The organism is Butyrivibrio sp. NC3005 (assembly GCF_000424545.1).
Taxonomy (GTDB): Bacteria; Bacillota; Clostridia; order Lachnospirales; family Lachnospiraceae; genus Butyrivibrio.
In genome coordinates this window covers 1-2,920 of the sequence record NZ_AUKC01000082.1, presented here as the reverse complement: position 1 = coordinate 2,920, position 2,920 = coordinate 1, and the positions used below count along the sequence as shown (strand labels likewise).

At 33.0% G+C, this 2,920-nt stretch carries 2 protein-coding genes and 1 tRNA gene; 2 read left to right on the top strand and 1 reads right to left on the bottom strand.

The genetic code is table 11. The annotated features are described in order from the left end of the window. Nucleotides 1-366 precede the first annotated feature (366 nt). Nucleotides 367-440, bottom strand: a tRNA-Asp gene (locus G634_RS0114735). Nucleotides 441-590: 150 nt separating this feature from the next. Between G634_RS0114735 and mnmA the strand changes: the two genes are divergently transcribed. After that, nucleotides 591-1,673, top strand: coding sequence for a tRNA 2-thiouridine(34) synthase MnmA (gene mnmA / locus G634_RS0114730; protein WP_026505904.1), 1,083 nt, complete (start codon nt 591-593; stop codon nt 1,671-1,673). Beyond that, on the top strand, nt 1,666-2,787 hold the full coding sequence (locus tag G634_RS0114725) for a cysteine desulfurase family protein (protein WP_330364836.1): 1,122 nt from the start codon (nt 1,666-1,668) through the stop codon (nt 2,785-2,787). The genes mnmA and G634_RS0114725 overlap by 8 nt, the downstream gene beginning before the upstream one ends. Nucleotides 2,788-2,920 lie beyond the last annotated feature (133 nt).

The following is a 2,920-nucleotide window of genomic DNA, read 5'->3' as shown; positions in this document are numbered from 1 at the left end:
AGGCTTCGCCTTGGACCAGTTTGCCGCTTGACTTTTGTTCTCACGAAACTCGCAGTAAATGCGAGTTTCTGAATATAAGTGACAAAAAGTCATACACTAAGAAGTATTAAAAATGTTAATTAAAATTTTACGGAAATAAATTGATTCATTAAATGAAATACTGAAAGTTTTGTATGTGTACTAAGGTGAATTAGAATTTCTTAAACATAGTTAAGTTGCGGAAATAATTAAACAAGTAAACTTTGATAACAAATAATAGTAAAGTTTCTCTGAATAGAATAACTTCTTTTGTAACTAATAACTCATATATAAAGAATAGAATATAAATAAAATAAAAAAGGATAGACATAAATCTATCCTTTAAAACGACCCGAAAGGGGTTCGAACCCTTGACCTCCGCCGTGACAGGGCGGCGCTCTAACCAACTGAGCCACCGGGCCATACGTATCTCTGACGCGTAAATAATATTATCATTAAAAATGAGATTTGTAAAGAGAAAAATGCAAAAAAATTTTCTTTTTACATAAAACATGTTATTATGATATAAGTGTCAAAAGTATTCAGAGTAAATTCTGAGAAAGGTATTATGCATGAAAGCTTTAATAGCAATGAGTGGCGGAGTGGATAGTAGTGTAGCCGCTTATATGATGAAAAAGAACAATTTTGAATGTGAAGGTGTTACTATGCGCCTTTATGAAAATGAAGATTTAGGATGTAGTAGATTTCATACTTGTTGTAGTTCTAAAGATATAGAAGATGCCAGTGAAGTTGCATTTAATTTGGACATGCCTTATGAAGTTATAGACTATACAGCTGATTTTCGCAAGAATATTATAGATAAGTTTATTAAGGTATATGAGAATGGAGGAACTCCTAATCCTTGTCTTGATTGTAATAGATACATGAAGTTTGAAAAGCTTCTTGAGGAAGCAAGAAAAAGAGGTGCAGAGTATATAGTAACTGGACATTATGCCAGAATTGAAAAAAATGAAAATACAGGTAGATATTTATTAAAGAAAGCACTAGATGATACAAAAGACCAAAGTTATGTTCTGTACATGCTAACTCAGGATCAGTTGAAGCACATTTGCTTTCCATTAGGATCTATGAAAAAGACAGAAGTTAGAGAAATTGCTTTAGAAAAGGGCTTCGTAAATGCAAGAAAGCATGATTCTCAGGATATCTGTTTTGTTCCAGATGGTGATTATTCAGCCTTTATATCTCAGTATACTGGGAAAAAGTATCCATGTGGAGATTTTATTCTTTCTGATGGAACAAAACTAGGAGAACATAAGGGTATTATTTCTTATACCGTTGGTCAAAGAAAAGGACTTGGTATTGCATATAAGAAACCGTTGTATGTAAAAGAAATCAATCCTGTAGAGAATAAGGTTGTTCTTGGAGATAACGAAGAACTGTTTAGAAAAACAGTTATATTAAAGGATATTAATCTTATTTCGGTTCCTAAAATTGAAGTACCAATGCATTGTAATGCCAAAATAAGGTATAGACAGACTGAACAGCCGGCAACAGTTACGCAGATAGATGATAATACATTAAAAGTGACTTTTGATATGCCGCAAAGAGCAGCAACTGTAGGACAAGCAGGCGTTCTATACGATGGAGATGTTGTTATTGGTGGTGGTACAATAATGGAAGTTAGAGATGAATGATATAGTATATTTAGATTACACAGCAAATACTCCTGTAGATATACAGGTTCTGGATTATTTTTATGAAACGTCCAAAAAGTTTTCAGGAAATCCTAATTCACATCATCAACTAGGTAGAGAAGCTTCAGCTTTTATGGATGAAACTACTATGAAAATTGCAGGGTTATTAAATGTAAGTCCTGCAGAAATTATATATACATCATCAGCTACAGAATCCAACAATACAGCAATTAAGGGTATAGCATATGAGTATAAAGAATATGGGAAGCATATTATATCTACACCACTAGAACATAGTTCTGTGAAAAGTGTTTTATCTTTTTTACAGAAAGAAGGATATGAAGTTGATATTGTAAAAGTTGATTCAAACGGTCAGATTTCCGTGGAAGATTTTAAAAAGAAATTAAGGGATGACACAATAATAGTTAGCGTGACGGCAGTTGATAGTGAGCTTGGAGTAACTCAGCCTGTTGCTAAAATAAAAGAAATTCTATCTGATTATCCAAATTGCCATTTGCATGTTGATGCAACACAGGCAATTGGAAAGATAGGTTTTGATGTTAATGGTATTGATTTAGTATCTCTTAGTCCACATAAATTCTATGGTTTAAATGGATGTGGGCTTTTAATAAAAAAGAAAGGTGTAAGATTAGAACCACTTCTACACGGCGGGACAAGTACCACTAAGTATAGAAGCGGTACTCCTGCTGTTAATCTTGCTGCATCAACTTATATGGCTTTAAAATTAGCATTAGAAAATCTTGATGAAAGAAATTTGGCAGTTAGTAAATTAAACAATTACTTGCGCACAGAGCTTTTGAAATTTGAAAAGGTAAATATTAATTCGCCCCAAAGTGCGATTCCGCATATTTTGAATCTAAGTGTAGAGGGGATTAAAGGTACAGTCTTTCAGCGTATGTTAGATGAAAAAGGAATTTGTGTTTCCGTAAAATCTGCATGTAGTACAGATGGTATGCCATCTGAAGCTGTCATGGCAATAAGTGGAGATAGAAGAAATGCACTTTCATCATTTAGGATTAGTTTGAGTCATTTGACCACAATGGAAGAGCTTAAATTTTTTATTGATATTTTTGGACAGTTGTGTCCTATATAAATAATTATTTTATTGAAATTTAGGAGAACAAGTTAGGTAACAGAAAATATTGTCAAACGTGAGTGAATATGCTCAAAGATGCCTAGAATCCATGGTATTAGTTAGTCACTTAAAACTACTGGAAACACAGGAA